This is a genomic window from Brevundimonas sp. (assembly GCF_024711105.1).
GTDB lineage: Bacteria > Pseudomonadota > Alphaproteobacteria > Caulobacterales > Caulobacteraceae > Brevundimonas.
This window is the reverse complement of sequence record NZ_JANJTL010000133.1, coordinates 1-25696: the sequence shown is the minus strand read 5'-3', so window position 1 is coordinate 25696 and position 25696 is coordinate 1. Positions and strand designations below refer to the sequence as shown.

Genomic DNA, 25696 nt, shown 5'->3' with positions numbered 1-25696 from the left:
GCCGGGCCGTCGGCGATCGGCCGGCGGCTGGCGATGGCCACGCCGTGCCAGCCCTTCTGCCCCTGCACGCGCAGGTACGGCAGGCCGGCGTCCCGGAAGTAGGAAGAGGGGAACTCCTCGGTGCGGCACTTGATCTCCTGCAGCATCAGCACGTCCGGCTGCTGCTCTTCGATGAAGCGAACGACCTGATCGGCGCGCAGCCGCACGGAGTTGATGTTCCAGGTCGCGATTCTCAGCATGCCGCCCGCTTAGCAAAAAGACGCCCGGCTCGGGAGGTTCGAGCCGGGCGTCCAAGGGATCGTCTCTCACGCCGCCGCCGGGAGGGGACTTTCCGGCGACGCGGCGACCGGACCGCCGTCCGAACGCCTGTTGCCATAAAGCCACGGCGCAAAGAAAAAGTCAAATCCTAGTGCGGGTCCTGGAAAAGGCTGTTCGCCAGGCTCGAGGCGCTCTGCAGCGTCACCAGCTGCACCCGCGTGCGGCCGCCCTGGGCGTCGGTGACCGTCCATTCGCGCAGGCGATAGGGCGAACCGCCGAACACCATGGTGAGCGAGCCGCGGCGGCCCTGGCGGGTGTCGCTGACGGTGATCTGGGCGCCGCCGCCCGAGGTCGCCTGCACCCGGTCGACGCGGATGTAGCGCGAGCCAAAGCTGACGCTGTCGGCCAGCAGGATCGACAGCGGCGTCTGGTTCATCGGAACGCGCTGGTCGGTTTCGAGGCGCGGATCCCAGCGGTGTACGAAAGTGCCGTCGGCGACCAGCACCAGGCGCGATGGCGCGTCATACTCGAACCGCATCCGGCCGGGCCGGCGCAGGTAGAAGGCCCCGTTCGAGGTCTGCCCGCGCGGGCTCGTCTCGACGAATCGTCCGCGCACCGAGCGCACGCCCTGCAGATAGGTCTCGGCCCGTTCCAGCAGCTGGCGCTGGGCGGCGGTCAGGCTGGACTGAGCGAGCGCGGGGCTCGCCAGCGTCAGGGCCGTGAGGGCGCCGGCGGCGCCCATGAGATGTCTGCGAGTCAGGCTCATGAGTCTGATCTCCTTTCGGGGTCGTCTCTAGCGATCAGGCTTGTCGCCGCAAGGGCGGCTGCGTGGCCATTGTCCGGCGGGGGAATGAAGCGCCGTTCAGCTTCGGCGGTTCCGTCAGACCGCGTCATTTCCATTCGGCCGGACCCCGTGCTAGCCAAAATGTCCAGTCCGTTGAGTGGAGTAGCTTGCATGTTCGATCGCAGGGCGTGGGCGCCGCACAGCCGCATGGCGTCGGTCGACCTCGGGCAGACGCAGGCCAACGACGCCGGCCGGGCCCGCGTTGTGGACGGTGTGCTGACCCCGGGCGAGCAGACCGCCCGGATCACGCCGGACCAATACGCCGACCAGGACTTCATCATCGTGCCGGACTTCCTCGACGCGAAGGAGTGCGACCGGCTGGTGACCATGTTCAACCGGCTGCATGGCCTGGTGAAGCACCGCAAGATCGGCATCGATTTCTGGGAAGGTCGCATCGTCTACATGAACGACGTGGCCGCCCACGACGCCTCGGCCGCGGCCATCATGGGCGGCTTCCAGAAGCGCGCCACGAAGATGCTGGAGGAGTTCTACGCCCTCACCCATCCGCTGTGGACCGACACGGTGCAGCTGAACATCTGGGAGCGCGGCTCCTTCCTGCCGTGCCACACGGACAACTCAAATCCGGACGGCTCGGCGCATTCCACGCCCTGGCGGGACTTCTCGAGCATCGTCTACCTCAATGACGACTATGCGGGGGGCGAGCTCTATTTAACCGCTCAGGACAAGGTCCTGAAACCCACCAAGGGCATGCTGGTGGCCTTCAGCGCGGGCTATCACCACGAGCACGGCGTGCTGAAGGTGACGCGCGGGCGGCGCATCACCATGCCGGCCTTCTACACCTTCGACAAAACCCGGGCGGAGCCGTTGATCTATCCCGAGCTGGCCAGGGCCCCGGCCCCGCTGGCGGTTCTGATGCCTCAGGCCCAGCCGCCCGTCTGGAAGCCGCGCGGGCTGTTCCCGCCGATCCGATAGGGTCAGGACGGCGGCGGGCCCGCCAGGATGTCGCGCTTGCCGGCGTGGTTAGCCGGGCCGACGACGCCTTCCTGCTCCATCCGTTCCATCAGCGAGGCCGCGCGGTTGTAGCCGATCTGCAGGCGGCGCTGGATGTAGCTGGTCGAGGCCTTGCGGTCGCGGGTGACCACGGCCACCGCGCGGTCGTAGAGGTCGTCGCCCGAGCCGCCCTCGTAGTCGTCGGAGCCCCCGTCTTCCTCGTCGGGCGCATAGGTGACCTCGTCGAGATAGTCCGGCTCGCCCTGCTCGCGCAGGAACCTGGCCACGGCCTCGACCTCCTCGTCCTTCACGAACGGCCCGTGCAGGCGCATCACCCGCCCGCCGCCGGCCATGTAGAGCATGTCGCCCTGGCCCAACAGCTGCTCGGCGCCCTGCTCGCCCAGGATGGTGCGGCTGTCGATCTTGGAGGTGACCTGGAAGCTGATCCGGGTCGGGAAGTTGGCCTTGATGGTGCCGGTGATGACGTCCACCGACGGCCGCTGGGTGGCCATGATCAGGTGGATGCCGGCGGCCCGCGCCATCTGGGCCAGGCGCTGGACGGCGCCTTCGACGTCCTTGCCCGCGACCAGCATCAGGTCCGCCATCTCGTCCATGACCACCACGAGATAGGGCATGGGCTCAGGCCGGATCTTCTCGGACTCGTAGACGGGGCGCCGGTTCTCGTCGAAGCCGGTCTGGACGGTGCGTTCAAAGTGCTCGCCCTTGGCCAGGGCCTCGCGGGCCCGCTCGTTGTAGGAGGCGATGTTGCGCACGCCGATCTTGGACATGCGGCGATAGCGGTCCTCCATCTCGCGCACGGTCCACTTCAGGGCGACCACCGCCTTCTTCGGATCGGTAACGACGGGTGCCAGCAGGTGCGGGATGCCGTCATAGACGCTGAGTTCCAGCATCTTGGGGTCGATCATGATGAAGCGGCACTGCTCGGGGCTGAGCCGGTACAGGATCGACAGGATCATGGCGTTGACCCCGACCGACTTGCCCGAGCCGGTGGTGCCCGCGATCAGCAGGTGCGGCATGCGCGCGAGATCGGCCATGTAGGGCTCGCCGCCGATGGTCTGGCCCAGCGCCAGCGGCAGGACGTGGCCCGCCTTCTCGAACTCAGCCGAGGCCAGCAGGTCGCGCAGGAAGACGGTCTCGCGTCGCGCGTTGGGCAGCTCGATGCCGATGGCGTTCTTGCCCTGGACCACCGAGACGCGGCAGGCGCGCGCCGACATGGAGCGGGCGATGTCGTCCGACAGGGCCACCACTCGCGCGTGCTTCACGCCGGGCGCAGGCAGCAGCTCATAGAGGGTCACGACCGGCCCGGGGCGGATCTGGTCGATGGTCCCGCGCACGCCGAACTCGGCCAGCACGCCTTCCAGCATGCGGGCGTTCTGGAGCAGGGCCTGTTCGTCGACCGAGGCCGACCGGCCGGGTCCGCGCGACAGGATGTTCAGCTCGGGCAAGCGGAAGCCGTTGGTGGGCGCGAAGGGCAGGACGCCCTGGTTTTCGCGCACCTCGCGACCCGAGGACTTGGGCGCGCGGGTGTCGGCCACCTTCGGGGCCGGCGCGGGGCGGGCGGGGCGTTCGAGAGCGGGTTCGGGCTTTCGGGCGGCGGCGCGCGGGCGGGCGGCGCGCTTCGTCGCTGCGGGCGGCGGCGCGGGCGACCGCGACCGATCCAGCAGGGCGGAGACCCGCTCCAGGTCAGAGCCGTTGAGGCCGAGCGCGGGAACCAGCAGCGCCAGCGCCCCGGCCATCAGGATCAGGCCCGACCAGACGGCCGGTCCGGGGAGGTGGAGGAAGGCGAAGAAGCCCTGCAGGCCATCGGTCAGGGCCGAGCCCCAGAAGCCGCCCAGGCCCTTGCCGAGCGGCCAGGCCGCGGGCGTCGGCAGGGTCGACAGGCCTCCGGAAAACACCAGCACCATCAGCGCCGCCCACAGCGCCCGCCAGCGACCGGTCGCCCGCGTCCGCAGGGGATCCCCGTCAGCCGCCCGTCTCAGCCCCATGTAAAGCATGAACAGCGCCGCCGGCCACGCGGCCAGGCCCAGGCTCTGCAGCCAGATATCGGCCCACAGCGCGCCGGGCGTGCCCAGCCAGTTCTCCGGCGGCAGACCCGTCGCCGCGTTCCAGCTCGGGTCCGCGGGATCGTAGCTGACGAAGGAGATGACCAGGCCCAGGCCCAGCACCGCGACCATGCCGCCCCGGATGCGCGCGGTCAGGGGCGCGTCCCAGAACAGGCGGAACGTCTCCGCCAGCCTCTCGCCCACAACCGCCGCGGCCGAAGTCATGCCCGCCCTCCAGAAATCGAACATCCCTGGATGCCGCGCGCGCGGTTAAGGGCGCATTTACGATGAGCCTCGGTCGAGCGCTGGACCGGCCCGCGCGCGCGGCGCATAGGACGGGCATGAAGTCCTTCGACGCCGACGTCATCGTCGCGGGGGCCGGCCTGGCCGGGGCCACCTTCGCGCTCGCGGCCGCCCACGGCGGGCTCAGGGTCGTGCTGGTCGATCCGCTGCCGTTCAGCGCCCAGCTGGAGCCGACCTTCGACGGCCGCGCCTCGGCCATCGCCTATTCCAGCTTCCGCCAGTGGCGAGTGCTCGGCGTCGGCGAGCACCTAACCGAGGTCGCCCAGCCTATCCGCCGCATCCTGGTAACCGACGGCAAGCGCCCCGGAGCCGCGTCGGGCAAGGGCCTCGGCGCCTATCTCCGCTTCGACGCCGAAGAGATCGCCGACCGTTCGGAAGGCGAGCCGCTGGGCTGGATGATCGAGAACCGTCAGGCGCGTGTCGGTCTGTCCCGCGCGCTTGAGGCCTCGTCGGTCGAGCTGCGCACGCCGGTGGGACTGAGGAGCCTGTCGGGGGACGGATTCGACGTGACGGCCGAGCTGTCGGACGGGACGTCGGTCAGCGCGCCGCTGATTGTCGGAGCCGAAGGCCGCGCCTCGGTGGTCCGCGACTGGGCCGGGATCGGCGTGGTCGGCTGGCCCTATCCGCGCTCGGGCGTGGTCGCCACGGTTCGCCTCGAACAGGACCACGGCGGCGTGGCCCATGAAGTCTTCCTGCCAGATGGAGCGCTGGCCATCCTGCCGCTGACCGAGCAGCGCGCCAGCCTGGTCTGGACCGAGCCGCACGACCGCGCCCGCGCGCTCAAGACCGCCAGCCTGCCGGCCTTCAACGCCCACCTGAAGCGCCGCTTCGGCGAGTTCCTCGGCCACGTCGAGGCGCTGGAGCCACGCTTCGTCTATCCGCTTGGCCTGCAACTGGCCGAAACCCTGGCCGGTCCCCGCGCCGCCCTGCTGGGTGATGCTGGCCACGCCATCCACCCGCTGGCGGGGCAGGGCCTGAACCTTGGCCTGAAGGACGCCGCCGCGCTCGCCGAAACTCTGGTCGAGGCCCGTAGGCTGGGCGAGGACATCGGCTCGGCGCCGGTGCTGGAGCGCTACGACCGCTGGCGGCGGTTCGACAACCTGGCGATGAGCGCCATGACGGACGGCTTCGATCGCCTGTTCGCCACCGACAATCCGCTGGTCCGGCTGGTCCGCGACACCGGCATGGCGGCGGTGAACCGGCTCGAGCCCGCGCGCCGCTTCTTCATGCAGGAGGCCGGCGGCGCCGTCGGCGACCTGCCCAGGCTGCTGAGGGGCGAGGCCCTCTAGAGGTTCAGCGTCCCGGTCCGTTCGACCTCGACCGGACCGGTCATCCAGACGTGGCCGTCCTCGCGCCACTCGACCTCGAGCTCCCCGCCGTCGAGTTCCAGCACGGCCCGTCGCCCGGTCAGGCCCTTTCGCGAGGCGGCGACGAGCGCCGCGCAGGCGCCGGTGCCGCAGGCCCGCGTCAGGCCCGCGCCCCGCTCCCAGACGCGCAACCGGATGCGGTCCGGCGACAGCACCCGTGCGAAGCCGACGTTCACGCCCTCCGGGAACAGCGGATGATGCTCCAGCAGAGATCCGGATCCGCGCACGAAGGCGTCGTCAAATTCCCGGTCGGCGAAGAAGACCACATGCGGATTGCCCATCGAGACGGCGCCCGGCGTGTGCAGCACCGGGTCGTCGACCGGGCCGATCTGCAGCTCGATGCCACGGGTGTCCATTTCCTCGGCCAGGGGGATGTCGGTCCAGGCGAGGCGGGGCTCGCCCATGTCGACGCTGACGCGCCGCTCGCCGGCGGAGAACGCGCGCGTCATGCCGCCAGCGGTGTCGATCTCGGCCTCATCCAGCCCCGAGGCCTGCATCAGCAGCCAGCCGACGCAGCGGAGGGCGTTGCCACAGGTCTCGACCTGGCCGCCGTCGGCGTTCCAGACCCGCATGTAAGCGCCGTGATCGGACCGCTCGATGGCGATCAGCTGGTCGCAACCCTCGCCGGTGTTCCGGTCGCAGATCGCCCGCACCTTTTCCGGCGTTGGCCGGAACGGCTCGCTGCGCGCCTCGACGACGACGAAGTCGTTGCCCAGGCCGTTCATCTTCACGAAGGGACGGCTCATTTCCCGCCCATATAGTCGCAAAGCTTGGCGAACGGCAGGGACCAGCCTAAGCGGGGACGGATGACCCAATCGACGGTCCAGCCCGGCCCGCGCGAAGGCCTGCGCCTGAAGGCCCGGCTGCGGGCGCTCTATCACGGCTCGTCGCGCACCGCCGTCCGCTTCCGGCTGACAGTCCTGATCATCGATCTGGTGATCATCGCCTTCTTCATCGCCAGCCCGATCCTGCAGGGCTATCGGACGATCTTCTACGCGATCGACTATCTCATCGCGGCCATCCTGTTCCTCGACATCGCCGCGCGGGCCTACGCCCACAACGAGCTGCTGGACTGGCTGAAGAAGCCCATCGTCTGGGTGGATCTCGCCGTCCTGGCGACGCTGCTGTTCCCCGCCTGGCTGGACAATTTCGGCTTCCTGAGGGTGCTGCGCCTGTGGACCCTGATCCACAGTGACTTCTTCTGGCGCACCGTCGGCCGCCGCTATGACGACACCTGGACCGAGGACATCATCAAGGCGCTGGCGTCGCTGGTGACCTTTATCTTCGTGGCCACTGGCTTCGTCTACGCCAGCTTCGTGGGCGTCACCGAGGGCATCACCGGATACATCGACGCGCTCTATTTCACCGTCACCAGCCTGACCACGACGGGCTACGGCGACATCCTGCTGCCAGGGGCGTGGGGCAGGATTGTCTCGATCGTGATCATGCTCACCGGGGTGACCCTGTTCGTCCGACTGGGTCAGGCGATCTTCCGACCGCACAAGGTGACCTTCCCCTGTCCCACCTGCGGGTTACAGCGTCACGATCCGGACGCCGTGCACTGCAAGGCCTGCGGCGAACAGATCTGCATCCCCAACGCCGAATAGCCCAAGTGGCGGGCCCACGCGTTACGGCCTAGATTGCAGCTGACCCAGAGGACGCGATTTTGGCGGATCGACACCCCTTCTTCTCCCCCTCCACCCACGGCTTCGTGCGCGTCGCGGCGGCGACGCCGGTGGTGCATACGGCCGACCCGGCGGCGAACGGGGCGGAGCATGCGCGGCTGATCCGGCAGGCGGCGGACGAGGGCTGTGACCTCATCGTCTTTCCGGAGCTGAGCCTGTCGGCCTATGCGATCGACGACCTGCTGCTGCAGGACGCCCTGCTGGACGAGGTCGAGCAGCAGGTGGCGGAGCTGGTCCGGCTGACCGAGGAGACCGGCGTGGTCGCGGTGGTCGGGGCGCCGATCCGGCGAGCGGATCGCCTCTATAACTGCGGCGTCGTCCTGGCCGACGGGACGGTGCTGGGCGTGGTCCCCAAGACTTACCTGCCGAACTACCGGGAGTATTACGAAAAGCGCTGGTTCTCGCCCGCGGGGCGGGCCGACGGCGACGCGATCCGGATCGGCGAGGTCTGGGCGCCGTTCGGCACCCACCTGCTGTTCGAGGCGGACGACCGGCCGGGCTTCGCCTTCGGAGTGGAGATCTGCGAGGACTACTGGGCGCCGCTGCCGCCCTCGACGCGCCAGGCGCTGGCGGGCGCGCGCATCCTGCTGAACCTGTCGGCGTCGAACGTGCTGATCGGCAAGGCGCAGGACCGCTCGATGCTGTGCTCCAGCCAGTCGGCGCGGGCGCAGGCGGCCTATGTCTTCACCGCCTCGGGCTGGGGCGAGAGCACCACCGACCTGGCCTGGGACGGACAGGCCACGATCCACGAGCTGGGCGCCTGCCTGGCGTCCGGCGAGCGGTTCTCGATGGAGAGCCACCTGACGATCGCCGACATCGACGTGGAGCGGATCGGGGCCGAGCGGATGCGCACCGGCACCTTCGCCGACTGCGCCCGGCGCGAGCTGGACGAAACCGCCTTCGTCACCCTGACCTTCGAGGCGGGCGAGGGCCGGGCGGCGAGCCCGCTGCGCCGGCCGCTGGACCGCTTCCCCTTCGTGCCGGACGACGCGGCGCGGCTGGACCAGGACCTCTACGAGGCCTTCAACATCCAGGTGCAGGGCCTGATGCGCCGGATGCAGGCTACGAACGGCGAGCGGATCGTCATCGGCGTCTCGGGCGGGCTGGATTCGACTCACGCCCTGCTGGTCGCCTGCCGGGCTTTCGACCGGCTGGGCCTGCCGAGGTCCAGCATCCTGGGCTTCACCATGCCGGGTTTCGCGACCTCGGAGGGGACCAAGTCGAACGCCTGGGCCCTGATGAAGGCGCTGGGCGTCACCGGCCACGAGATCGACATTCGGCCGACGGCCAAGACGATGCTGAAGGAGATCGACCATCCGTTCTCGCGCGGCGAGCCGGTCCACGACATCACCTTCGAGAACGTACAGGCGGGCCTGCGTACCGACTACCTGTTCCGGCTCGCCAACCACCACCACGCCTTCGTGCTGGGCACCGGGGACCTGTCGGAACTGGCGCTGGGCTGGGCGACCTATGGCGTCGGCGACCACATGAGCCACTACAACGTCAACGGCGGCATCGCGAAGACGCTGATGCGCCACCTGATCCGCTGGGTGGCCGACCGCGAGGTGGTGGGCGCGGAGGTCGTCCCGATCCTGCGCTCGATCCTCGGCACCGAGATATCGCCCGAGCTGGTGCCGCCCAAGGACGGCGAGCTGCAGTCGACCGAGGGCACGGTCGGGCCCTATGCGCTGAACGACTTCTTTCTGTTCTACGTGACCCGCTTCGGGCTGAAGCCGTCGAAGGTGGCCTATCTGGCGCACGAGGCCTGGAGCGATCCGGCGCGCGGCGCCTGGCCGGCCGGCACGCCCGAGGACGAGAAGGGGTCCTACGACCTGGCGACCATCCGGGCGTGGCTGAGGAAGTTCCTGGTGCGCTTCTTCCAGACCAGCCAGTTCAAGCGCTCGGCCCTGCCGAACGGACCGAAGGTGGTGACGGGCGGGTCCCTGAGCCCGCGCGGCGACTGGCGCGCGCCGAGCGATGCGACGGCGCGGGTCTGGCTGGACGAGCTGGACGCGAACGTGCCGACTGAATAGCGGCCGTCACCCCGGACGGCGCGCAGCGGCGATCCGGGGCCCAAGCTCGGCGGCGCCGTCAGCGTTTAGGTCCCGGCTCTCCGGCCCTGCGGGCCTGCGGCCGGGATGACGTCAGGCGACGCTGCCCAGAAACTCCAGAATCGCCGCCTCCGCCGCCGGCTCGTCGAGCATCGGGGCGTGGCCGATGCCGGGGACCTCGGCGTAGCGCATCTCCGGCGCACGGGCGCGCATGCGACCGGCGATCTCGGCGTCCAGGAGGTCTGAGGTCGCGCCGCGGATGAGCAGGGTCGGGCGGCCGGTCGCGAGGCGCTCGAAGTCGCTCCACAGGTCCGGCACCAGCGCGGCCTGGCCAGCGGCGCGGATCGGCACGGCGATGTTCGGGTCGTAGTCGAGCACGGGCCGTCCGTCCGGCCCCTCGCGGAAGACCCGGCGGGCGAAGGCTTGCCAGTCGGCGTCCGTATAGTGGGGCAGGGCGATGGCGTTGTGCTTGCGGGCGTAGGCGACCGCGTCGTCCCAGGCCGGGGTGTCGACGGGCTGGCCGGCGTAGGCGGCGATGCGGGTCAGGCCGACCAGCGAGACCTCCGGGCCGACGTCGTTGAGGATGGCCGCGGCGATCCGTTCCGGCGCGATGGCGGTGAGCGCCATGGTGATCAGCCCGCCCATGGAGGTGCCCATGAACACGGCCCGGCCGACGCCGGCCTGGTCCATCAGCGCCAGCATGTCGCGCGCGTACTGCGCCGGCTGATAGGTCATCGGGTCGGCCGCGCGGTCCGACCGGGCCCGTCCGCGCACATCGACCGCCAGCACGCGGCGGCCGGTGGCGGCGACGATCGGCGCGATCGCGCCGAAGTCCGCCGAGTTGCGGGTCAGGCCGTGGATGGCGATAACCGGCAGCTTCGCCTCGCCCGCCGCACCGGCGTAGTCGCGGGCGTAGAGCCTCACGCCGTCCTCGGAGCGCCACCAGCGGTCGGCGAAATCGGTCATGGGCGAGCCTCCTTCATCAGGTGATGAATAGCCGCCAGCGAAGCTTTCGTCACCCTGACGCAGGCGGATGAATGACGGGATTGTAATCTTGCCGCCGGGTCCTCCCCCTCTATGGTGCCGGCCGCATTGTCCCTCGGGAGGGCTCGCCCCATGTTCCGTCGTCTCGGCGCTTCCGCCGCTGTTCTTGCTTGCATCGCCATGACCCTGCCTGCGCCGACCCTCGCCCAGGAAACGCCCGCCGCGCCCGCGGAGAGCGACGATCCCTATCTGTGGCTTGAGGAGATCCACGGCGAGCGGGCCATGGAGTGGGTCGAGCAGCACAATGCGGCGAGCCTGGGCCGGCTGCAGTCCGATCCGCTCTACGACACCCTGCACCAGCAGGCGCTGGACATCCTGCAGGCGACCGACCGCATTCCCATGCCGGGCTTCACCCGCGGCGGCTATGTCGACAACTTCTGGCAGGACGCCAACCACGTGCGCGGCATCTGGCGGCGCACGACGCTGGACAGCTATCGCACCCCCACGCCGGAATGGACGACCATCCTGGACTTCGACGCCCTGGCCGAAGCCGAGGGCGAGAACTGGGTCTACAAGGGCGCCAACTGCCTGAGCCCGGACGAGCGGTACTGCCTCGTCAGCCTGTCGGACGGCGGCCGCGACGCGGTTACCATCCGCGAATATGACACCGTCGAGCGCCGCTTCGTCGAGGACGGCATCGTCATCCCTGAGGCCAAGAGTCAGGTCAGTTGGCTGGACCGCGACCACCTGCTTGTCGGCACCGATTTCGGCGCGGGCTCGATGACGGACTCAGGCTACCCGATGACGGTGCGCCACTGGACGCGCGGCCAGCCGCTGTCCGAAGCGCCGGAGATCTTCCGGGGGCAGCAGACCGACGTGGCCGTGGCCGGCTACACCCTGCGCGAGCCGGACGGCGAGATCGCCGCCACCCTGATCAACCGCTCGATCACCTTCTATGAGTCCGAGACCTGGCTGGTGAACGATGACTTGAGCGTCACCCAGTTGCCGCTGCCGGCGCGGTCGGACATCAACGCCTATGTCGGCGGCCGGCTCGTCTTCTCCACGAACCAGGACTGGACCGCCCCGACCGGAGAGGCGTTCACCTCAGGCGACCTGATCGCCTACGACCTCGATGAGCTGATGGCTGATCCGACCGGCGCGCGGCCCGAGTTGGTGCTGCGGCCCGGCGAGCGCGACGCCATCGAGGGCGTGACCAACACCCGCAACGAACTGGTCGTGGCGCTGTACGAGAACGTGCGCGGCTCGGTCATCGTGCTGCGGCCCGAGGGCGACGGCGACGGCTGGAGCCGGCGCCGCCTGCCTCTGCCGGAGAACGTCACCGTCGGGGTGGTCTCGGCCTCGGAAGAGGACGATTGGCTGTTCGCCTCGGTCAGCGGTTATCTGAACCCGTCGAGCCTGTGGCTGGCCGACGCCGCCGCCGGCACGGCCGAACAGGTCAAGAGCCTGCCGGCCCGGTTCAACGCCGAGGGCCTTGTCGTGGAGCAGTTCGAGGCCCGCTCCGCCGACGGGACGATGATCCCCTATTTCGTGGTCCACCGCGAAGACATGCCGATGGACGGCTCCAACCCGACGCTGCTCTACGGCTACGGCGGCTTCCAGTCGTCCTTGCTGCCCGGCTATTCGGCGACGGTCGGCCGGCTGTGGCTGGAGCGCGGCGGCGTCTATGTCGTGGCCAACACCCGCGGCGGCGGCGAGTTCGGCCCGCGCTGGCACCAGGCGGCGCTGCAGGAGAACCGCCAGCGGGCGCACGAGGACTTCCAGGCCATCGCCCAGGACCTGATCACGCGCGGCATCACCTCCCAGCCGCACCTCGGCATCATGGGCGGCTCGCAGGGCGGACTGTTCATGGGCGCGATGCTCACCCAGCGTCCGGACCTGATCAATGCGGCGGTCATCCAGGTGCCCCTGTTCGACATGCTGCGCTTCCACCGGCTGCTGGCCGGCGCGAGCTGGATCGCGGAGTACGGCAACCCGGACATCCCCGAGCAGCGCGCGTGGATCGAAGCCTATTCGCCCTATCAGAACCTGCGCGCCGGCCAGCCCTATCCGGAGGTGTTCATCCATACCTCCACGGCCGACGACCGCGTCCATCCGGGCCACGCCCGCAAGGCGGCGGCGCGGCTGGAGGAGCTGGGCTATCCGGTGCTGTATTTCGAGAACACCGACGGCGGCCACGCGGCGGGCGCCAACCTGCTGCACACCGCCCGGCGGATCGCGCTGGAGTACACCTATCTGAGCCGGCGTCTGATGCCGCAAACTGACCAATAGAACCGCTCACCCCGGCGAATGCCGGGGCCCAGATCGTATGGCGCAGGCTGCCGGAAGTTTCGCCGTGCGATCTGGATCGGTTCAGCGTTCTGTCATCTGGGCCCCGGCATTCGCCGGGGTGAGCACGATATTGGAGTCGCCTGCATGCGCACCCTGGCCCTCGCCCTGCTGATGACCTCGGCCTCAACGGTCGCCCTGGCGCAGACGCCCGCGCCGCTGGATGCGGCCGAGGTGATGGACCGGCACGTCGGCTACGGCACGCCTTCCGCCAGCGCATTGGGCGTGCAGCCGGTGCAGGTTCCGTCTCCCGCCATGCCGGCCGCGCTCGACCCCGAGAGCGTCGCGGCGGCCGATCCTTACATCTGGCTGGAAGAGGTCGACGGCGAGCGCGCCATGGCGCGCGTGGCGGAGTTCAACGCGGACGCCCAGGCCGTGCTCGACGCCGATCCGCGCTTCGAGGAATTCCGCCGCGAGGCCTACGCCATCCTGTCGGCGACCGACCGCATCGCCATGCCGCACATGCAGGACGGCATGGTCTACAACTTCTGGCAGGACGACGAGCATCCGAAGGGCATCTGGCGGCGGGCGGCGCCGGAGGGCTATCGCGCCGGGACGCCGGCCTGGGAAACCGTCCTCGACATCGACGCCCTAGCTCGCGCCGAAGGCCGCGACTGGGTGTGGAAGGGCGCGACCTGCTACGGCCCGGACGAGCGGCTTTGCCTGGTCGCCCTGTCGGACGGCGGCGGCGACGCGGTGGAAGTGCGTGAGTACGACACCCACGCCCGCGCCTTCGTCGAGGACGGCTTCCGCCTGCCGATGGGCAAGCACCGCTACGACTGGCTGGACGCCGACACCCTGCTGGTCGCCACCGACTTCGGCGAGGTGGACGGGGTCCCGTCCCTGACCGAGAGCGGCTATCCCTACATCGTGCGCGCGCTGGACCGCGGCCAGACCCTGGCCGAGGCGACGACCGTCTTCGCCGGCCAGCAAGGCGACGGCGGCTATGGCGTGAACCCCAGCGTCTATCGCGGGCCGGACGGCGCGGTGGAAGCGGTGATCATCACCCGGCCGCTCGACACCTTCCGCAGCGAGACCTACGCGCTCATCGACGGTGAGCCGGTTAGGCTGAGTCTCCCCGAGCGGGCCACGGTCTGGGGGACGCTTGGAGACGGCCTGGTTTTCAGCATTGAGGAGCCGTGGAGCCGGAGTTCGCGCGCGCCTCAGCCGCACGCCTCAGGTTCTCTGCTCTACTACACGCTGGAGGAGTTGGTCGCCGGCGCTGATGGTGTTTACTGGAGCAATCAAGACCGCGAAATCTTCGTTCCTAACGACCGCCAGTCGATCGAGTCGGTGGCCATCACCCGCGACCGGGTCGTGGTCTCCATGTTCGACAACGTGGTCGGCCAGCTGCGCGTCTTCGCCAATCGCGGCGAGTGGGGCTGGCCCGAGACGGTGGTCGCGGTTCCGGATAACGCGACCGTCGCTCTGGTCGACGCCGGCCGGTCGTCAAACGACGTCTTCTATTCCGTCGAGGGCTTCCTGACCCCGACCACCTTGTTCACCGCGGACGTGGGCTCCGGCGAGGACCAGCGCCGCGCGGACCAGAGCCGCACGCTCGACATCGGCCAGGTCGTCGCCCAGATGCCGGCCCGCTTTGACGCCTCCAACGCGGTAGTCGAACAGTTCCAGGCGATCTCCACCGATGGCACCGAGATCCCCTATTTCGTGGTGCGCCCGCGCGACCTGGCGATGGACGGGTCGGCCGGGACCATCCTGTACGGCTACGGCGGCTTCCAGATCTCCAAGCCCGCCGACTACATCCCCGAGATGGGCGCCCTGTGGCTGGAGCACGGCGGCGTCTTCGTCATCGCCAACATCCGCGGCGGCGGGGAGTTCGGCCCGGCCTGGCACCAGGCGGCGCTGCGCGAGAACCGCCAGCGGGCCTTCGATGACTACTACGCCGTGGCCGAGGACCTGATCCGGCGCGGGATCACCTCGCCCGACCACTTGGGCATCTATGGCCGGTCGAACGGAGGCGTGCTGACGTCGGTGGCGGTGACCCAGCGGCCGGACCTCTTCAATGCGGCAGTGATCGAAAGCCCGCTGATCGACATGCTGCGCTATCACGAGCTGCCGGCCGGGGCCTCGTGGATCGGGGAATATGGCGACCCGCGTGTGCCCGGCGACGCCGCCTTCATCGCGCGCTACTCCGGCTACCAGAACGTGCGGCCGGGCGTGGAGGACTTCCCGCGCGTCTACATCACGACCAACACCCACGACGACCGGGTCCACCCCGGCCACGCCCGCAAGTTCGCGGCGCGGCTGGAGGAGTACGGCTATGACCCGATCTATTTCGAGGACACCGCCGGCGGCCACTCCTACGACGCCGACCCGGCCGCCAACGCCCGGCGCTGGGCGCGGCACTACGTCTATTTCGCCCAGCAGCTGATGGACGACTGAGCGCTCACGGCGTGTTGAAGACTCCTCGCGCCCGTCAGCCGCTAGAACGTCAGCCATGATGCTGAGGGCGGGCGCGATCTTCGCGGCGCTGTGCCTGGCGACCGGGGGGCTGAGCGCCGCCTCGGCCCAGGACGCGGCCGACGATCCGGTGGTGGTGGAGCTGTTCACCGCCCAGGGGTGCGCGGCGTGCGCGGACACGGGCGAATTCGCCGCCGACCTGGCGGAGCGGCCCGACGTGCTCGTCCTGACCTATCCCGTGGACTATTGGGACTATCTCGGCTGGCGCGACACCTTCGCCAAGCCGGAGTTCTCCGATCGCCAGCGCGCCTACCAGCAGGCGCTTCAGCTGCGTGGCCTTTATACGCCCCAGGCCGTGATCGACGGCCGCCGCGAGGCCATGGCGGTGCGCCCGGCCGAAGTCATCCGGGCGATCGACGCTGAGGGCGAGCGACCGGCATCCGGACCGGACGTGGCGGTGATCGACCGCACCGGCGAGCTGGCCGTCGGCGCGGGCCGCGCCCCGTCTGACGGCGCCGACGTCTGGCTGATCCGCTATGAACCCCGGCCAGATCCCGTGCGCGTGCGCCGGGGCGAGAACCGCGGCCGCAGCCTGGAGCACGCCAACGTCGTGCGCGAACTGGTCCGCCTGGGCCGCTGGACCGGCCGGCCCGTGCGCATGGACCTGCCGGCCGCCGCGGAGGAAGGCCTGGAAGGCGTCGTCCTGGTCCAGGCCGCCGACGGCGCGATCCTGGCCGCGCACCGGCTCTGACGCTCCTGACCCGAACCTGGAATCCCCGCATCACCTCGGCTGAACCAGCCTGAAATCAGAGCCTTCGGCCACCTCGTCGTGACTTTACGCCCGTCGATCGCCGCGCGGTTAGACTGGGACTCCGGTCCTTGAAATCGTGTGGGCGCCGAGCGGTGTCCGGACTGTGTTTTCAGCCCGATGGCTGAACTGGTCGCCTTCCGCGCCCGGTCAGGCCGCATCCCTCGGCGGCGGCGCCGGGAAGGCCGGGAGGCTCCAGCCCCAGGCCAGGGCGCCCGCCCGCAGCGTGAAGCCGAGGATGACACCGACCCCGGCCGAGATCGCCACCGACAGGCCCAGCCACTGCAGGCCGACGAAGGTCGTGGCGGCCACCAGCGCCGCCGTCACCGTGATCTCGCGCTGAAGCAGGATGGAGGGCTGGCCGGCCAGCAGGTCGCGAACGACCCCGCCGAAACAGGCGGTCAGGGCGCCCATGACGACGCAGATGAGCGGCGGCACGCCATAGGCCGCCGCCTTGGCCGCGCCGATGACGCCGTAGGCCGCGAGGCCCACGGCGTCGAGCCAGAGCAGCGCCCGCAGCCGCCAGCCGGCCCCGCCCAGGAACCAGACCACGATCGCCGCGGCGATGCAGACGGCGACATATCGCCAGTCCTGCACCCAGAAGACCGGCGCCCCGATCAGCAGGTCGCGAAGCGTGCCGCCGCCCACGCCGGTGACGGCCGCGAAGAAGGCGATGGTGACCAGGTCCTGGCGCAGCCGCGCGCCGGCCAGCGCGCCGGTGGCCGCGAAGAGGGCCACGCCGGCGTAGTCCAAGGCCACCAGGGTCGGGCCGATGATCGGCAGTTCGGGCAGGATCATGCGGTGTTCCTCAGGGGATGGAGCGTCTCGCCCCGGCGCACGGCTCCGTACCACGCCCACAGCAGATGCGCCGCCACCGAGCGGTGCGGCCCCCAGGCCTCGGCGCGCGCATAGGCCTCGTCCTGGCTGGGGCGGCGATCGAGCCGATCGGCCCAGCGCATGGCCTCCTGAAGCGCGATGTCCCCGCCCGGAAAGACATCCATGCGGCCTTCGCAGAACATCAGATAGGTCTCGGCGGTCCAGCGGCCGACGCCCTTGAGCGATAGCAGGACCTCGGACGCCTCCGCGTCCGTCAGCCGGCCCAGTCCGTCGAGATCGACCGCGCCGGACGCCTGGGCCTCGGCCAGGGCGACCGCGTAGCGCGCCTTGGGCAGCGACAGGCCGAGCGTCCGCATGCCCTCGATCCCGCGCGCCAGCACCGTCTCGGGCGAGACCACGCCCAGCCCGCTCTCGACCCGGCCCCAGATCGCGGCGGCCGACGCCGTTGACACCTGCTGGCCCACGATCATCCAGAGCAGGCCGGGAAAGCCATTCTCGCGCCGACGCCAGGAGATGGCGGGCGCCGCGGCATGCGCCCGCGCCAGCCTCCCGTCGCGCGCGGCGAGCGCGGCGCGCAGCTGGGCCAGAACCTCATCGGAAGGCGCGACGATCATGGGAGAGCCGTGTAAGCCACGGGCCATGGCCTTCGCCACCCGCTTCGCGCCGTCACCCACCGGCTGGCTGCACAAGGGCCACGCCTATTCGGCTCTGGTCGCCTTCCGTGCCGCCCAGGTGGCGAGCGGACGCTTCCTGCTCCGGATCGAGGACACCGACTTCACCCGCTGCCGGCCCGAGTTCGAGGCCGGGATCTACGAGGACCTTCGGTGGCTCGGCATTGAGTGGGAGACGCCGGTGCTGCGCCAGTCGGAACATCGGCCGGACTATGAGGCCGCCATCGGGCGGCTGCGTGACATTGGGGTGCTCTACCGCTGTTTCCGCACCCGCAAGGAGCTGATGGCGCTCGCCGGCGTCGCTCCGAACGCGGGCGATCCGAAGGACGCCCAGGCCTTCGCCGGCGGCCCTATCCCCGAGGTCGAGGAGGTCGCCCTGCTGGCCGAGGGGCGGCCCTTCGCCTGGCGGCTGTCGCTTACGGCCGCGCGCGAGCGGCTCGGGGGCTTCGAGCAGCTGACCTGGACGGAGGAGGGGGCCTCGCCGGACGTCCGCCACGCCACCCCCGAGACGCTGGGCGACATGGTGGTGGGCAGGAAGGACATCGGCGCGGGCTATGTCATCGCCTCGGTCGTCGACGACGCGCGCCAGGGGATCACCCACGTCATCCGTGGCGAGGACCTGGCCGAGCTGACGTCCATGCAGCGCGTGCTGCAGGCGCTGCTGGACCTGCCGACGCCGGTCTATCGGCACCACGGCCTGGTGCTGGACGAGACGGGCAAGCGCCTGGCCAAGCGCGACAGCTCGACCTCGCTGAAGGCGCTAAGGGAGGGCGGCATGAGCGCCGCCCAACTGATCTCGGAACTGGGCCTCTAGCCGCGCAGCTTGCGGATCAGGGCCTCGACGTCGCGGGCGATCTGTTCGTCCTGGCCGATCAGCTCCTCGATGCGGCGCACGCCGTGCAGGACGGTCGTGTGGTCGCGCCCGCCGAAGCGGCGGCCGATGTCGGGGTAGGAGCGGGTGGTCAGCTGCTTGCACAGGTACATGCCGACCTGACGCGGACGGGCGACCTGGCGGGTGCGGCGAGGCGACAGCAGGTCGGCCTGCTTCAGGCCGAAGTGGTCGGCGGTGACCTTCTGGATTTCGTCGACGGTGATGCGGCGCTCGCTGGCCCGGAAGCCGGCGGACAGCAGGCTCTGCACCTCGTCCACCGTCAGGCTGGAGATGCGCTGGCCGGCGGCGGCGGCCAGGGTGTTCAGCCCGCCTTCCAGCTCGCGGATGGAGCCGGGCGTGCGGTCGATCAGGTGCGACAGGACCTCGGGACGGGCGCGGCCCTGGACGAGGTTGAGCGAGGCCAGGGCCTCCAGCTTCTTCTCCAGCACGGCCAGCTTAAGGTCGCGGTCGGCGGCTTCGACCGGGCAGGTCAGGCCGGCGGCCAGGTGGCTGCGCAGACGCGGCTCGACCTCGGACAGGGCCGACGGCGGCCGGTCGGCCGCCAGCACCACGCGGCGGCCTTCCTCGAGCAGGCAGGTGAGGGTGTGGAACAGCTCTTCCTGGGTCGTCTGCTTGCCGCCGATGAAATGGACGTCGTCGAGCAGCAGCAGGTCGGCGCTGCGCAGCTCTTCCTTGAAGGCGGCGGTCGACTTGTCCTGGATGGCGCGCACGAAGCCCGACAGAAAGCGCTCGGCGGTCAGATAGATGACCTTGGCGTTCGGGCGCAGGCGCTGCGCCTCCCAGGCCATGGCGTTCAGCAGGTGCGTCTTGCCGTAGCCGTAAGGCCCGCAAAAGAAGACCGGATTGAAATGCCCATCGGCCCAGGACGCGATCTGGCGCGCCACGGCGAAGGCGAACTCGTTGCCGCGGCCGGGCACGAAGGTGTCGAAGGTAAGCCGCTCCTGCAGGCCGGCCGCGCGGACCGCGCGCGGGCTGTCGGCCACGGCGGCGACCGTCGGACGGGGCGACATCGGGATTACGGTGGCCGAGACGGTTTCCACGTTCGGGAACTCGGCCTCGTATTCGGCGCGGGCGCGGGCCTCGAGACAGCGGCGCTCGCCGTCATAGGCGCGCCACAGCTCGTTGATGCGGCCCATGGCGTTCTTCTTGAGCCAGTCGCGGGCGTAGGCGGTGGGGGTCACCAGATAGAGCGAACCTGCCGGGCCGACCCGCAGACGCGCGGGCTCCACATACGAGCTGAAGGCGCCTTCGCCGAGCTCAGCGCGCAGTGCACGCGCAACCTGGCCCCAGACATCCTCAGGCTGCGAATTCGGCATCTCGGCCAGGCTCCCCATCTCTCAGCACCCCCGTTCCTAGGCGCGAGTTCTCCTGACCTGCGGGAGTGACCTCCTCGCGGGCGGGAACGCTTCGCCAATTCTGACCTCTTGGCCCGGACGCGAGAGCCCCCCGCGCCGCCCCTCATTCACGCAGGAACAGGGGGCCAAGGCCGACCAAGTTAATCGCCCATCGGGCGTGGTCAACGATGATTCGTTCGCCTGTCGACGGATAAATTCGTTGACTCACGTAAGCCCTTTGGCGGCTTCGGAAATCATTGTGAGTTGCTCACAAGGACCCGCGAATCCGCGAGCTTCACTTATCCGCATACGACAAAACGCCGAGCGAGGCGGTCCTCGCTCGGCGTTGAAATGTCTAACGAATTAGCCTTATGTCGGCTATCAGGCGGCCGCGAGCTTCTTCAGCCGGGCGGCCAGGCGCGACACTTTGCGCGAGCCGGTGTTCTTGTGGATCACGCCCTTGGAGACGGCGCGCATGACTTCCGACTGGGCCTCGCCGAAGGCGGCCTTGGCGGCGCCGGCGTCACCGGCGGCGATCGCCTCTTCGAAGCGGCGCAGGAAGGTGCGCACGCGCGAGCGGCGGGCGCGGTTGACCTCGGTGCGCGCCTCGATCTTGCGGATCGCCTTCTTGGCGCCGGGGTTGTTGGCCATGTGTCGTCGAACCTCGAACGAAGACGCCGCGAGCAGACCCCGCGGCGCATGAAATCTCAGGAGGGCGGGCCTATAGCCGAAAGCCCCCGGGCGGTCAACGCGCCCACCGCTGTTGCGCGGCCCGTCCGCACGGCTAGGCTCGGCCCATGCGCTTCATCGACCTGAGCCACGACATCGAAAGCGGCATGGTCACCTACAAGGGCTTGCCGGCGCCCCTGATCTGCGACCACCTGTCCTTCGTCGACAGCCGCGAACGCTACGACGCCGGGACCGAGTTCCAGATCGGCCGGATCGAGATGGTGGCCAACACCGGCACCTACATCGACACGCCCTATCACCGCTACGCCGACGGCGAGGATCTGGCCGATGTCGGCCTGGAGCGCGTCTGCGACCTCCCGGGGCTGGTCGTCGATGTCCGCGAGCGCGGGCGGGTCATCGGGCCCGAGGTCCTCGACGGCTTCGAGGTCACGGGGCGGGCCGTACTGGTCCTGACCGGCTGGGACCGCCACTGGCGCACCGACGCCTATTTCGAGGGGCATCCGCACCTGACCGAAGCGGCGGCCCTGGCCCTGCGCGACCGTGGCGCGGCCCTGGTCGGCATCGACAGCTACAACATCGACGACGTGTCGGGCGGCTCGCGCCCCGTCCACTCCGTCCTGCTCGGCGCGGGCATACTGATCGTCGAGCACATGACCCGCCTCGCCGACCTTCCCGCCGAGGGTTTCCGCTTCACCGCCGCCCCGCCGAAGGTGCGGGGCATGGGGTCGTTCCCCGTGAGGGCGCACGCGCGCCTGGACTAGCGGTGCTTGAACTCGGGCTTCCGCTTCTCGACGAAGGCGCCCATGCCTTCCTTCTGGTCCTCGAAGGCGAAGAGGGAGTGGAACAGGCGGCGTTCGAACTGGACGCCCTGGGTCAGGGTGGTCTCGAGCGCGGCGTTGACCATCTCCTTGTTGGCCATCAGGGCCAGCAGGGACTGGGACCCCATCTTCGAGGCCATGGCGCGGCACTCGTCCATCAGGCTCTCGTGCGGGACCACGCGGGCGGCGAGGTTCGACTGAAGCGCTTCCTGCGCGTCCATCATCCGGCCGGTGAGGATCAGGTCCATGGCCTTGGACTTGCCCACCAGGCGGGTCAGGCGCTGTGAGCCGCCGATGCCGGGGGCGACGCCCAGGTTGATCTCCGGCTGGCCGAACCTGGCCTTCTCGGACGCCACGATGATGTCGCACAGCATGGCCAGCTCGCAGCCGCCGCCGAGCGCGAAGCCGTTGACGGCGGCGATCACGGGCTTGCGGAACCGGGCCAGCCGGTCGGCGCCCTCGGAGAAGAAGTTCGACCGGTACATGTCCGCATAGGACTGGCTGGCCATCTCCTTGATGTCGGCGCCGGCCGCGAAGGCCTTCTCGCCGGACCCGGTGATGATCAGGCAGCGCACGCTGTCATCGGTCTCGACCGCGTCGAGGAAGGCCGCCAGCTCGCCCAGCAGGGTCGAGTTCAGGGCGTTCAGGCTCTCGGGCCGGTTCAGGGTCACCACGGCGTAGCCGTCGGCGTGGCGCTCGATCAGGAGGGTGGAGTAGGTGTCGGTCATGGGCGGTTGCTTGGCCTCATGGCCGCCGCCGGTCAAGCACGCCCGGCAGCGTGCAGCCTCGCCCCGTGTGCGCGCAGCCAGGCCCGGTGAGGCTTGTGGTCGCCGACGAGGCGCTCGACCACGCTCCGGAAGGCGGGGGAATGGTCGCAGTGGACAAGGTGCGCCACCTCGTGGGCGGCGACGTAGTCCAGCACCTCGGGGGGGGCCATGATCAGCCGCCAGGAATATCGGATCGAGCCGCGCCCCGGCGTGCAGGAGCCCCAGCGACTTTTCGGGTCGCCGACGCCGACCCGAGGCGGCTTCAGGCCCAGGGTGCGGGCGTGGGTCTCGGTGTGATGCGCCAGCCTTTCGCGGGCCATGCGGCGCAGCAGGTTCTCGACGCGGCGCGAGAAGGCCTCGCCCTCGCCGCCGGAACGGATGGCCAGGCCGGACGGGGTGTCGACCAGCCGCGCGGCGCTCGCGCCCGGGACGGCTTCCAGCGGCACGGATCGGCCCTCGAGAAGGGCTTCGCCGCCGGGGGAGAAACCAGCGCCGGCGGCCGGCGCCTCGCCCAGCCGCTCGCGGATCCAGCCGGCGCGGGAGCGGGCGAAGGCCAGGGCGTCGGACAGGCGGCGCTCGGACGGCGCCACCGCCACGGCCTCGCCGCGCGCAGGATCGATGCGCACCGACACCCGGCGCGCTCGGCGGTTGACGCTGAGACGCAGGCGAAGGCCGCCGAGGTCGTGGATGTCGCCGTGGGCGAGCCTAGCGCTCATTCCGCCCGATGAAGTCGCGGACCTTCGGATAGATCTCGTCGCGGAAGCGGCGGCCGTTGAAGACGCCGTAGTGGCCGACCTCCGGCTGGACCAGCAGCTCGCGCTTCTCGTCGGGGATGTTCGTCGCCAGGCCGTGGGCCGCCTGGGTCTGGCCGACGCCGGAGATGTCGTCCTTTTCGCCCTCGACGGTCATCAGGCCGATGTCGGTGATCTTGGCCGGATCGACCTTGCGGCCCCGGTGCTCCAGCAGGCCGCGCGGCAGCAGGTGCTGCTGGAAGACGATGTCGATGGTCTGGAGGTAGAACTCCTCGGTGAGGTCCAGGACCGAGAGGTACTCGTCGTAGAAGGCCTCGTGCTTCTCGGCCGCGTCGCCGTCGCCCGACACCAGGTGCTCGAAATACTTCCGGTGGGCGTCGACGTGCTGGTCCTCGTTCATCGACATGAAGCTGTAGAGCTGGACGAAGCCCGGATAGACGCGGCGGCCCATGCCCGGATAGGGCGGGGGTACGGTGTGGATCATCGCCGACTTGAACCAGGCGAAGGGCTTCTCCTCCGCCAGCTGGTTGGTGACCGTCGGTGACAGCCGCGCGTCGATGGGCGAACCCATGAAGGTCATGGAGGCCGGACGGCAGAGGTCCTGGTCCTCGGCCATCAGGCTGGCGGCGGCCAGCACCGGCGGGCCCGGCTGGCACACGGCGACGACGTGCACGCCGGGGCCCAACTCGCGCAGCATGGTCTGGATGTGGTCGATGTAGTCGTGGAAGTCGAAGCGGCCCTCCAGCATCGGCACCTGGCGCGCATTGGACCAGTCGGTGACGAAGACCTCATGGTCCTGCAGGAAGGCGCGAACCGTGCCGCGCAGCAGGGTGGCGTAGTGGCCCGACAGCGGCGCGACGATCAGCACCGTGGGCGACGGCCCCTTGCGGCCGGCCTTGCGCATGTCCGCCGGATGGCGCGCGAAATGGACAAGGCGGCACCAGGGCGAGGACCAGACGACGTGTTCGACGACGCGGACGTCGCGGCCCTCGATCTCGACCGAATCGATGTTCCAGGCGGGCTTGCCGTAGCGCCGGGTCAGGCCGGCGATCACCTCGGACGAGGCGTAGAGCGTGCGGCCGATGGCCGTCGCCGCAGCCGGATTGCCCGGGTGGCTCCAGAAATCGCGGGCCATCTGCGCCCCGATTCGGAACGGCAGGGCCGAGTGATAGGCGTACTCGTGAAGGGTGTAGAGCATGGATCCTGATATGGGCGCCCCGGGCCCTGTTCGCAGCGCAGCATGAATTTCACCAGACTGCAAAGTCATTACCGCCACAGTAGTTGCGAAACTCCGGTGTGCGGCCGCACCATTGGCGGCGCGAAGCGGGCTGGCTAGGGTCGCTGCATGTCCTTCACTCCACCGCCCGCAAAGCCTGTCTCGCCGGGGCTTTATCTGGTGGCGACGCCGATCGGGAATCTGAGGGACATCACCCTGCGCGCGCTGGACGTGCTGGCGGCCGCCGACGTCGTGCTGGCCGAGGATACGCGGGTCACGGGCAAGCTGCTCAGCGCCTACGGGTTGTCCAAGAAGCTGGTCCGCTATGACGAGCATGTAGCCGCCCAGGCCGGACCGCGCATTCTGGAGGATCTGGCGGCCGGCAAGGTGGTGGCCCAGGTATCGGACGCCGGGACGCCCCTGATCTCCGATCCCGGCCAGGCCCTGGCGCGGGAGGCGGCCGAGGCCGGCTTCCCGGTGCATCCGATCCCGGGGGCGTCGAGCGTGCTGGCGGCGCTGTCGATCGCGGGCCTGCCGACCGAGCGGTTCCTGTTCACCGGCTTCCTGCCGCCCAAGTCGGGCGCGCGCCGGGCGCGGCTGGACGAGCTGGCGACCTCGCGGGCGACGCTGGTGCTGTTCGAGACGGGGCCGCGCCTGCGGGCCTCGCTGGAGGATATGGCCGAGGTGCTCGGCGCCGACCGGCCCGCGGCGGTGGCGCGCGAACTGACCAAGCTGCACGAGGAGTGCGTCCGCGCGCCGCTGGCGGCCTTGGCCGCCGATCCGCGGCTGGAGGCGCCGAAGGGCGAGATCGTGGTGGTCGTGGGCCCCGGACGCGAGGCCGCCGCCACGGAGGACGAGGCTGAAGCCGCGCTGCGCCAGGCGCTGAAGTCGGCAGGCCCGGCCGAGGCGGCGTCGGAAGTGGCCCGCGCGCTGGGCCTCAACCGCCGTGACCTCTACCGGCGCGCGGTCGCCATCCGGGGCGAGGAGGCGTGAAACGCCCCTGGCGGGTTCGGCTAGGCTCCCGGTCTCGCGCTGCCGGGCGTCTGGCCGAGGTCTGGGCGGCGGCCTGGCTGATGGCCAAGGGCTATCAGGTGCTGGGCTTCCGCCTGAAGGCCGGGGGCGGCGAGATCGATCTGCTGGCGCGGCGCGGGCGGACGCTGGCGCTCGTCGAGGACAAGCGGCGCGAGAGCCCGGAGGCGGCGCTCGAGTCACTCCTGCCGGACCAGCGGGCGCGCCTGGTGAAGGCCGGGCGGACGCTGGTCGCGCGGCGGCGCGGGTTGCAGGGACTTGACCTCAGACTCGATCTGTTCGCCTTCGCGCCCGGACATTGGCCGCGACATTTTCGCGGTTTGATCGTTGAAGACGAACGAACAGTCTGATCGGACCCGATGACGCGCGAAGAGGCCGAGAACATCCTGAAGCAGGCCGGCAAGGCCGGGGACGGCGATTTCCCGCTGCTGGAAGCCGCCATCGCCTGCGCCGAGCACGACCTGCCGGTCCGGGATGCGGAGCCGGCGCGGCTGCTGGGCCGGGCCGCGGCCGAGCGGCTGGCCGAACGGCTGCCGGGCGAGAGCGTCGAGGAGGCCATCGCCGAGACCCTGTCGGGCGACCTGCGGCTGAACGGGGACCTGCTGAACT

Annotated in this window: 23 protein-coding genes and 1 pseudogene; 12 read left to right on the top strand and 12 right to left on the bottom strand. The window is 70.1% G+C overall.

Translation table 11 applies throughout. The annotated features are described in order from the left end of the window. Together Q0M60_RS09870 and Q0M60_RS09865 are read right to left on the bottom strand one after the other, a co-directional pair. The coding region (locus tag Q0M60_RS09870) for an endonuclease/exonuclease/phosphatase family protein (RefSeq protein ID WP_296818778.1) at positions 1-239 on the bottom strand (239 nt) is incomplete at its 3' end. A gap of 167 nt (positions 240-406) precedes the next feature. Then, the gene (locus tag Q0M60_RS09865) at positions 407-1024 is read right to left on the bottom strand and encodes an outer membrane lipoprotein carrier protein LolA (RefSeq protein ID WP_296818776.1); all 618 of its coding nucleotides are present in this window, start codon (positions 1022-1024) and stop codon (positions 407-409) included. Positions 1025-1213: 189 nt separating this feature from the next. Between Q0M60_RS09865 and Q0M60_RS09860 the strand changes: the two genes are divergently transcribed. Next, positions 1214-2035: a 2OG-Fe(II) oxygenase gene (locus Q0M60_RS09860; protein WP_296818774.1), complete on the top strand. Its 822-nt coding sequence runs from the start codon at positions 1214-1216 to the stop codon at positions 2033-2035. Positions 2036-2037: 2 nt separating this feature from the next. Here the strand turns inward: Q0M60_RS09860 and Q0M60_RS09855 are convergent, their stop codons facing one another. Beyond that, complete coding sequence (locus Q0M60_RS09855) at positions 2038-4341, bottom strand: DNA translocase FtsK (protein ID WP_296818772.1); 2304 nt, start codon at positions 4339-4341, stop codon at positions 2038-2040. A 116-nt stretch (positions 4342-4457) separates the two neighbouring features. On the opposite strand from Q0M60_RS09855, the gene Q0M60_RS09850 reads away from it, so the two are divergent. Next, positions 4458-5708 (top strand): UbiH/UbiF/VisC/COQ6 family ubiquinone biosynthesis hydroxylase, encoded by a 1251-nt coding sequence (locus tag Q0M60_RS09850; protein ID WP_296818781.1) that lies wholly within the window; start codon positions 4458-4460, stop codon positions 5706-5708. Here the strand turns inward: Q0M60_RS09850 and dapF are convergent. Beyond that, on the bottom strand, positions 5705-6532 hold the full coding sequence (gene dapF, locus Q0M60_RS09845) for a diaminopimelate epimerase (RefSeq protein WP_296818770.1): 828 nt from the start codon (positions 6530-6532) through the stop codon (positions 5705-5707). The two genes, Q0M60_RS09850 and dapF, sit on opposite strands and share 4 nt — an antisense overlap. 60 nt (positions 6533-6592) lie before the next feature. Between dapF and Q0M60_RS09840 the strand changes: the two genes are divergently transcribed. Continuing rightward, positions 6593-7393, top strand: coding sequence for an ion channel (locus Q0M60_RS09840; RefSeq protein WP_296818768.1), 801 nt, complete (start codon positions 6593-6595; stop codon positions 7391-7393). A gap of 59 nt (positions 7394-7452) precedes the next feature. Further along, on the top strand, positions 7453-9504 hold the full coding sequence (locus tag Q0M60_RS09835; RefSeq protein WP_296818766.1) for an NAD(+) synthase: 2052 nt from the start codon (positions 7453-7455) through the stop codon (positions 9502-9504). 111 nt (positions 9505-9615) lie between these two features. Here Q0M60_RS09835 and Q0M60_RS09830 read toward each other — a convergent pair whose 3' ends face one another. Beyond that, positions 9616-10488, bottom strand: a complete 873-nt coding sequence (locus Q0M60_RS09830; protein WP_296818764.1) for an alpha/beta hydrolase — start codon at positions 10486-10488, stop codon at positions 9616-9618. Between the two features lie 150 nt (positions 10489-10638). Here Q0M60_RS09830 and Q0M60_RS09825 point away from each other — a divergent pair, with 150 nt between their 5' ends. The 3 genes from Q0M60_RS09825 (at position 10639) to Q0M60_RS09815 (ending at position 16024) form a co-directional block, all read left to right on the top strand. Continuing rightward, entirely contained in the window at positions 10639-12795 is a 2157-nt protein-coding gene (locus Q0M60_RS09825) for a prolyl oligopeptidase family serine peptidase (protein WP_296818762.1), read from the top strand. A 144-nt stretch (positions 12796-12939) separates the two neighbouring features. Further along, on the top strand, positions 12940-15255 hold the full coding sequence (locus Q0M60_RS09820) for a prolyl oligopeptidase family serine peptidase (protein WP_296818760.1): 2316 nt from the start codon (positions 12940-12942) through the stop codon (positions 15253-15255). A 55-nt stretch (positions 15256-15310) separates the two neighbouring features. Beyond that, the gene (locus Q0M60_RS09815; RefSeq protein ID WP_296818757.1) at positions 15311-16024 is read left to right on the top strand and encodes a thioredoxin family protein; all 714 of its coding nucleotides are present in this window, start codon (positions 15311-15313) and stop codon (positions 16022-16024) included. Positions 16025-16231: 207 nt separating this feature from the next. Here Q0M60_RS09815 and Q0M60_RS09810 read toward each other — a convergent pair whose 3' ends face one another. Together Q0M60_RS09810 and Q0M60_RS09805 are read right to left on the bottom strand one after the other, a co-directional pair. After that, positions 16232-16879, bottom strand: a complete 648-nt coding sequence (locus tag Q0M60_RS09810; RefSeq protein WP_296818755.1) for a trimeric intracellular cation channel family protein — start codon at positions 16877-16879, stop codon at positions 16232-16234. Beyond that, on the bottom strand, positions 16876-17532 hold the full coding sequence (locus Q0M60_RS09805) for a DNA-3-methyladenine glycosylase 2 family protein (RefSeq protein ID WP_296818753.1): 657 nt from the start codon (positions 17530-17532) through the stop codon (positions 16876-16878). The genes Q0M60_RS09810 and Q0M60_RS09805 overlap by 4 nt, the downstream gene beginning before the upstream one ends. 25 nt (positions 17533-17557) lie before the next feature. Between Q0M60_RS09805 and gluQRS the strand changes: the two genes are divergently transcribed. Beyond that, a complete protein-coding gene (gene gluQRS, locus Q0M60_RS09800) occupies positions 17558-18403 on the top strand; it encodes a tRNA glutamyl-Q(34) synthetase GluQRS (protein ID WP_296818751.1) in 846 nt (281 codons plus the stop codon). Here gluQRS and dnaA read toward each other — a convergent pair. Together dnaA and rpsT are read right to left on the bottom strand one after the other, a co-directional pair. Beyond that, entirely contained in the window at positions 18400-19815 is a 1416-nt protein-coding gene (dnaA, locus tag Q0M60_RS09795) for a chromosomal replication initiator protein DnaA (RefSeq protein WP_296818749.1), read from the bottom strand. The genes gluQRS and dnaA overlap by 4 nt on opposite strands. A gap of 381 nt (positions 19816-20196) precedes the next feature. Beyond that, entirely contained in the window at positions 20197-20466 is a 270-nt protein-coding gene (gene rpsT, locus Q0M60_RS09790) for a 30S ribosomal protein S20 (protein ID WP_296818747.1), read from the bottom strand. Between the two features lie 146 nt (positions 20467-20612). Here rpsT and Q0M60_RS09785 point away from each other — a divergent pair, with 146 nt between their 5' ends. Further along, positions 20613-21266 (top strand): cyclase family protein, encoded by a 654-nt coding sequence (locus Q0M60_RS09785; RefSeq protein WP_296818744.1) that lies wholly within the window; start codon positions 20613-20615, stop codon positions 21264-21266. Here Q0M60_RS09785 and Q0M60_RS09780 read toward each other — a convergent pair. From Q0M60_RS09780 to phaZ, 3 genes are read right to left on the bottom strand one after another with little or no spacing between them, the layout of a single operon-like run. Continuing rightward, positions 21263-22051: an enoyl-CoA hydratase-related protein gene (locus Q0M60_RS09780; protein ID WP_296818741.1), complete on the bottom strand. Its 789-nt coding sequence runs from the start codon at positions 22049-22051 to the stop codon at positions 21263-21265. The two genes, Q0M60_RS09785 and Q0M60_RS09780, sit on opposite strands and share 4 nt — an antisense overlap. A gap of 32 nt (positions 22052-22083) precedes the next feature. Beyond that, complete coding sequence (locus tag Q0M60_RS09775) at positions 22084-22806, bottom strand: SprT family zinc-dependent metalloprotease (protein WP_296818739.1); 723 nt, start codon at positions 22804-22806, stop codon at positions 22084-22086. Continuing rightward, positions 22796-24040, bottom strand: coding sequence for a polyhydroxyalkanoate depolymerase (gene phaZ, locus Q0M60_RS09770; protein WP_296818737.1), 1245 nt, complete (start codon positions 24038-24040; stop codon positions 22796-22798). The genes Q0M60_RS09775 and phaZ overlap by 11 nt, the downstream gene beginning before the upstream one ends. A 147-nt stretch (positions 24041-24187) precedes the next feature. On the opposite strand from phaZ, the gene rsmI reads away from it, so the two are divergent. The 3 genes and pseudogenes from rsmI to Q0M60_RS09755 all read left to right on the top strand — a co-directional run. Next, positions 24188-25051 (top strand): 16S rRNA (cytidine(1402)-2'-O)-methyltransferase, encoded by an 864-nt coding sequence (rsmI, locus tag Q0M60_RS09765; protein ID WP_296818735.1) that lies wholly within the window; start codon positions 24188-24190, stop codon positions 25049-25051. Further along, positions 25048-25437: a YraN family protein gene (locus tag Q0M60_RS09760; RefSeq protein WP_296818732.1), complete on the top strand. Its 390-nt coding sequence runs from the start codon at positions 25048-25050 to the stop codon at positions 25435-25437. Before rsmI ends, Q0M60_RS09760 begins: the two co-directional genes overlap by 4 nt. 9 nt (positions 25438-25446) lie before the next feature. Continuing rightward, positions 25447-25696, top strand: a pseudogene (locus Q0M60_RS09755) (hypothetical protein); the annotation flags it as partial.

Excerpts from the sequence above, each read along its gene's own strand:
- gluQRS (WP_296818751.1), top strand. The coding sequence starts at position 17,558 with ATGGCCTTCGCCACCCGCTTCGCGCCGTCACCCACCGGCTGGCTGCAC.
- Q0M60_RS09865 (WP_296818776.1), bottom strand. The coding sequence starts at position 1,024 with ATGAGCCTGACTCGCAGACATCTCATGGGCGCCGCCGGCGCCCTCACG.
- Q0M60_RS09815 (WP_296818757.1), top strand. The coding sequence starts at position 15,311 with ATGATGCTGAGGGCGGGCGCGATCTTCGCGGCGCTGTGCCTGGCGACC.
- Q0M60_RS09850 (WP_296818781.1), top strand. The coding sequence starts at position 4,458 with ATGAAGTCCTTCGACGCCGACGTCATCGTCGCGGGGGCCGGCCTGGCC.
- Q0M60_RS09810 (WP_296818755.1), bottom strand. The coding sequence starts at position 16,879 with ATGATCCTGCCCGAACTGCCGATCATCGGCCCGACCCTGGTGGCCTTG.
- rpsT (WP_296818747.1), bottom strand. The coding sequence starts at position 20,466 with ATGGCCAACAACCCCGGCGCCAAGAAGGCGATCCGCAAGATCGAGGCG.
- phaZ (WP_296818737.1), bottom strand. The coding sequence starts at position 24,040 with ATGCTCTACACCCTTCACGAGTACGCCTATCACTCGGCCCTGCCGTTC.
- Q0M60_RS09825 (WP_296818762.1), top strand. The coding sequence starts at position 10,639 with ATGTTCCGTCGTCTCGGCGCTTCCGCCGCTGTTCTTGCTTGCATCGCC.
- dnaA (WP_296818749.1), bottom strand. The coding sequence starts at position 19,815 with ATGGGGAGCCTGGCCGAGATGCCGAATTCGCAGCCTGAGGATGTCTGG.
- Q0M60_RS09860 (WP_296818774.1), top strand. The coding sequence starts at position 1,214 with ATGTTCGATCGCAGGGCGTGGGCGCCGCACAGCCGCATGGCGTCGGTC.
- Q0M60_RS09830 (WP_296818764.1), bottom strand. The coding sequence starts at position 10,488 with ATGACCGATTTCGCCGACCGCTGGTGGCGCTCCGAGGACGGCGTGAGG.
- Q0M60_RS09840 (WP_296818768.1), top strand. The coding sequence starts at position 6,593 with ATGACCCAATCGACGGTCCAGCCCGGCCCGCGCGAAGGCCTGCGCCTG.
- Q0M60_RS09775 (WP_296818739.1), bottom strand. The coding sequence starts at position 22,806 with ATGAGCGCTAGGCTCGCCCACGGCGACATCCACGACCTCGGCGGCCTT.
- Q0M60_RS09855 (WP_296818772.1), bottom strand. The coding sequence starts at position 4,341 with ATGACTTCGGCCGCGGCGGTTGTGGGCGAGAGGCTGGCGGAGACGTTC.
- dapF (WP_296818770.1), bottom strand. The coding sequence starts at position 6,532 with ATGAGCCGTCCCTTCGTGAAGATGAACGGCCTGGGCAACGACTTCGTC.
- Q0M60_RS09780 (WP_296818741.1), bottom strand. The coding sequence starts at position 22,051 with ATGACCGACACCTACTCCACCCTCCTGATCGAGCGCCACGCCGACGGC.
- Q0M60_RS09785 (WP_296818744.1), top strand. The coding sequence starts at position 20,613 with ATGCGCTTCATCGACCTGAGCCACGACATCGAAAGCGGCATGGTCACC.
- Q0M60_RS09805 (WP_296818753.1), bottom strand. The coding sequence starts at position 17,532 with ATGATCGTCGCGCCTTCCGATGAGGTTCTGGCCCAGCTGCGCGCCGCG.
- Q0M60_RS09820 (WP_296818760.1), top strand. The coding sequence starts at position 12,940 with ATGCGCACCCTGGCCCTCGCCCTGCTGATGACCTCGGCCTCAACGGTC.
- rsmI (WP_296818735.1), top strand. The coding sequence starts at position 24,188 with ATGTCCTTCACTCCACCGCCCGCAAAGCCTGTCTCGCCGGGGCTTTAT.